At 70.0% G+C, this 4,721-nt stretch carries 4 protein-coding genes; 3 read left to right on the top strand and 1 reads right to left on the bottom strand.

The genetic code is table 11. The features are described from left to right. The first annotated feature begins 292 nt into the window (after window positions 1-292). The 3 genes from I0Q12_RS08070 (at window position 293) to I0Q12_RS08060 (ending at window position 3,740) form a co-directional block, all read left to right on the top strand. Window positions 293-895: a TetR/AcrR family transcriptional regulator gene (locus tag I0Q12_RS08070; protein WP_197251434.1), complete on the top strand. Its 603-nt coding sequence runs from the start codon at window positions 293-295 to the stop codon at window positions 893-895. A gap of 123 nt (window positions 896-1,018) precedes the next feature. Continuing rightward, window positions 1,019-2,851: a TerD family protein gene (locus tag I0Q12_RS08065; RefSeq protein ID WP_197251433.1), complete on the top strand. Its 1,833-nt coding sequence runs from the start codon at window positions 1,019-1,021 to the stop codon at window positions 2,849-2,851. A 37-nt stretch (window positions 2,852-2,888) separates the two neighbouring features. Then, window positions 2,889-3,740, top strand: a complete 852-nt coding sequence (locus tag I0Q12_RS08060) for a sulfurtransferase (RefSeq protein WP_197251432.1) — start codon at window positions 2,889-2,891, stop codon at window positions 3,738-3,740. A gap of 49 nt (window positions 3,741-3,789) precedes the next feature. Here I0Q12_RS08060 and I0Q12_RS08055 read toward each other — a convergent pair. Further along, window positions 3,790-4,721: Wadjet anti-phage system protein JetD domain-containing protein (locus I0Q12_RS08055; protein ID WP_231610232.1), on the bottom strand; the 932-nt coding region annotated here is incomplete at its 5' end.

The following is a 4,721-nucleotide window of genomic DNA, read 5'->3' as shown; positions in this document are numbered from 1 at the left end:
CACCAGCAGCACGGCCGCGACCGCGGGTGCGGTCCACAGGCTCACCCATTGCGCCTTGACGTTGCCCGCCGCGGGGGAGTCCTGGGCTTGTTCGAGTATCTGCACCGCAACCTCCACAGACTGACTTCAGTCGATTCGTGCGCGAGCCGCCCGACGGGCTTCCGGTGAACGGTAACCCGCGATCGACCTCGGCGGAAGGGGTTTTCTGAGTTGAGTCAGTTTTTCTCGGCTGTCGTAAACTCGCCGCAGAGTCGAGAACGATCAGCCCGAGGCGGGCGGAAACGGGTTGTGGATGGCGACGAGCAAACCGCAGACGCGCGGATCGAAGGGGCTTCAGACGCGGGAGCGGCTGCTCGGCGCCGCGATCGCGGAATTCAAGCGCGACGGCATGGCGGCGGCCGACACCGGGGCGATCGTCGCGGCCGCAGGCGTCGCCCACGGCACGTTCTTCTTCCATTTCCCGACGAAGGAACACGTCCTGCTCGAGCTCGAGAAGCGCGAGGAGGAGCGCATGGCCGCCGAGCTCGAGCGGTTCTTCGCGACCGGGCACAGTGTGCGCGACACGCTCGCCGAAGCCGTCCGCATTCTGAAGGCGCTCGAACGACGCCTCGGCAACAAGCTGTTCAAAGACTTTCTGGCCCTGCATTTCTCCACCAAGCGACCGCCGTCCGAGGAGTGGCCGCACCATCCGGTGATCGTGGCGTTCGTCGACGAGCTTCGGCGCGCGCAGGAACGGGGTGAGATCCCCGCCGGAGTCGACACGTTCCACAACGCGGTCTCGTTCCTCGTCGGTCTCTACGCCCTGCTCATCACGATGCCCGACTCGGACGAGATCCGGACCCCGTTCATCGACCAGTACCTCACCACCTACATGTACGGGCTCAGGGCCCAATAGAAGTGAGTGACCGGACCGGGAGTCCGGCGCCGGGGGTGTCGCCGATCGTGTCGGACCGTCGGTCCAGAATGTCCCCACGTGCCGGGGGTGCAGCCCGGCCGGGGACGAAAGGCCGGAGAGAACGTGATCGATACGCACACGACGACACTGCCGCGCGACCACCGGTGGGTCGTCGTCGACGTCGAGACCTCGGGTCTGCGTCCCAACGCCCACCGCGTGCTCAGCGTCGCGGCGCTGGTCCTGAGCGAGGACGGCACCGTCGAGCGTGAGTTCTCCACCCTCGTGAACCCGGACTGCGATCCCGGTCCCGTCCACGTGCACAACCTGACCCGCGAACGGCTCGCCGGCGCGCCCCGATTCGAGGACATCTCCCGCGACCTCGCCGAGGTCCTCGACGGCGGCACCCTCGTCGCCCACAACGCGACGTTCGACTACGGCTTCCTCGATGCCGAATTCCGCCGCGCCGGAACGTCGCTGCCCGTGCAGAAGCGGCTGTGCACGATGGCGCTGTCGCGGCGCCTCGAACTCGACGTCCCCAACTTCCGCCTGTCCACCCTCGCGCAGCACTGGCGGGTGCAGCAGCTGCAGGAACACGACGCCTACGACGACGCGCGCGTCCTGTCCGAGGTGTTCGTGCACAGCGCCGCGCTCGCGGACAGCCTGCAACTGCCGCTGCCCGTCGTGAACTGCCGCGGCCGCAAGGCTGTCTATCCGGATTCGGTGCCGCGCGTGGCGTGCGACTGGCAGAACCCGGGCCGGCTCGCCGACGCCGGGCTCGTGCAGGGCATGAAGGTCGTGATCAGCGGCTCGACCACCACCCCGCGCCTGACGCTCGCAGCCCGCATGACCGACGCCGGCCTCGACGTGATGAACCAGGTCAGCCGCCAGACCAGTGTGCTGGTGTGCAACGACCGGATGGTGCAGACCGGCAAGGTCCGCAAGGCCATGGCCCTCGACATCCCGATCATCGACGAACCGCAACTCGAACGGCTGCTCGCCGAGGTGCGGCCCGGTGTCCCGAAGGTCGCGACCGTCGTCGACGTGGTGCCGCAACCCGTCGCGCACATCGACACACCGATCGTCATCGAGCAGCCCGCCGCACCGGCCGAGGCTCCGGCCCCGACATGGACGCTGGCCGGACGGAAGCCGAAACTGTGGTCAGGGCGCCGCGTGCTGCTGCTCGGCGGCACGCACCTCGACGGGGTCCTGATGCGCTCGCGCATCACCCAGCTCGGCGCCCGGCCCGCGCTCAACTTCACCGCCGCGGTCACCGACGTCCTCGTCCTCGACGGCGGCCACGACGACAAGCGCATGCCGCGAGTCACCGCGCGGCAACTCCCGGTCCTGACCCGCGACGACGTCGACGCCGCGCTGGAGCGGGGTGTCGTGCCGCCGCACATGCGCCTCGAAGCGCAACTGTCCGCACCCGTGCTGGCCCGCGGCGAGGTCATCGACCTGCCCGCGAAGAACACGTCGTGGGCGGTGAACGTCGCGTGGAAGGCCGAAGCCGTCGGCGACGAGTACGACGTGGACGTCGTCGCGTTCCTGCTCGGACCGGACGACAAGGTCGACACCGACGACGATTTCGTGTTCTACAACAACCCCCTCGTCGACGACGGTGTCGTCGAGCTGACCGTCGACGGGCCCAGCGAACAGTGCGTGCGCCTCGACCTCGCCGGGCTCCCCGAGGACTGCCACCGCGTCGCGATCGCCGCCGCGATCGACGGCGACCGCACCTTCGGCGAGCTGGGGGCCGTGTCGGTGAGCGTCGACGGCGACGACACCACCGCCGCGACGTTCGTCCTCGACGCCGGCACCACCGAACGCACGATGGTGCTCACCGAGATCTACCGCCGCGCCGGCAAGTGGCGGGTGCGCGCGGTCGGGCAGGGCTACGACGACGGCCTCGCCGCGCTGGTCGCCCGGTACGGCGTCGAGGTCGACGAGGAAGATTGACCCCGAGCCCCGACCTCTTCGACCGACAGGACATGCCATGACCCTGGTCTCCGCGACAGAACTCGCCGACCTCCTCGCCTCGGACCAGCCCGTCCGCGTCCTGGACGTCCGGTGGTCACTTGCCGAACCGGACGGCCGCGCCGCATATGCCGCCGGGCACATCCCCGGTGCCGTCTACGTCGATCTCGAGACCGACCTCAGCGACCACACCGTGCCCGGTCGCGGCCGGCACCCGCTGCCGTCCGCCGACGCACTCGAGGCAGCGTTGCGCCGGTGGGGTGTCGACAACGGCGACACCGTCGTCGTCTGCGACGACTGGAACCGCGCTGGGTCGGCCCGCGCCTGGTGGCTGCTGCGTGCCGCCGGGCTCGAGGATGTGCGCATTCTCGACGGGGGATGGGCGGCGTGGCGTGCCGCCGGAGGAGCCGAGAGCACGGAAACGGTTCGGCCGCAGAGCGGTTCGATCACACTCGGACGCAGGGACTTCTACACGGGCGCGCTCGCAGCCCTCTCCGCCTCGGAATCGGCGGACCTCGCCCGCGCCGGTGTGCTGCTCGACGCCCGCGCCCCCGAACGTTTCCGCGGCGAGGTCGAACCGATCGACCCGGTCGCCGGACACATCCCGGGTGCCGTGAACCTGCCGTCCACCGCGCTGCTCGGGGAGGACGGCAGGTTCGCGCCCGCCGACGACCTGCGCGCGTTGTTCGCGGCGCACGGCGTCGACGGCGAACGCGGCGCCGGCACCTACTGCGGGTCCGGGGTCACCGCCGCGGTGGTCGTCGCCGCGGCCGAGATCGCGGGCATCGATCTCGCGCTGTTCCCCGGTTCGTGGTCGCAGTGGTCGTCGGATCCGGCCAACCCCGTCGAAACGGGACCTGCGACCGTCTGAACAACCTCCCGAATGCCGCCTCCTCCCACGGTGTGGTGGCTCGGCCCGGTCAGACCGAAAACTGGCTCCCATCGCCCGGCAGTCGGTCGAGAACGTACGGCCACGGGAGCCGCTCCTGTTCGATCCGCAGGTTTTCGTCCCGGACCAGCTCGAAAGCCGTGCGCTCGGACTCGGTCAGGTGCTCGGGGGCGTACGAGCTCGGGGTCGGCTCGGGCACGCCCAGGTGTCGCCAGTTCTCGACGGTCGCCGGATCCATGAGCAGGCTGCGCACGTTCGGCAGGTACCGGCGGAATCGGTCGAGGATCGCGAACCCGTGCGTATCGAGATCACCCCAATACACGACGTCCGACGCGGCGAGCCACGGCACGTCCGCGAGTTCGTGCACCGAATAACCGGCGCCGTGCAGCGCAACTGTCGACGCCAGGTCCGGCAGCGCGTGCAGGCCTTCCTTGTTCTCCAGCACGAGTGTGATCGCCGGGTGTAGCGGGAGCGCGGCGAGTTCGGCGAGCGGTGTCGCGAAGATGCGGGGCGCCGCCGGCAGCAGCGAGCGGTCGCACACCGCGACCTCGCACATGCGCGGCAGTGAGCGTACGCCCAGGTCGCGGTCGCCGCGGACTCCGTCGAGCAGTGTCTCGACCAGACCGCGGTGCCGCGACACCCATTTCGTGTCGACCCCCGGCACCGGAAGCTGACGGATGAACATCCCCGACGCGGGATGGTCGGCCAGCCACTGCACCACCGCGACGAGAGTGGCGAAGTCGTGCTCCTCCAGCTCCATCCAGCGGGTGTGGGTCGACGCTACCGCGGCGGCCAGCGTCGGGGTTCCTGGACCGAGTCCGGTGACGAGCCGCCGCTGCCGCGTTCCGAGCAGGGTCCACTCCGAGGTGCGGCTCGCCGCGGCCGCGATCTCGGAGGCCGACGACAACACCAGCCGCACCGGAACCTGCTGGGTGCCGAAGTCGCGCCAGCGGCGGGATTCCC

Origin of the sequence: Rhodococcus sp. CX (genome assembly GCF_015865005.1) — a bacterium.
GTDB lineage: Bacteria > Actinomycetota > Actinomycetes > Mycobacteriales > Mycobacteriaceae > Rhodococcus.
This window is presented reverse-complemented; position numbering and strand designations above follow the sequence as displayed.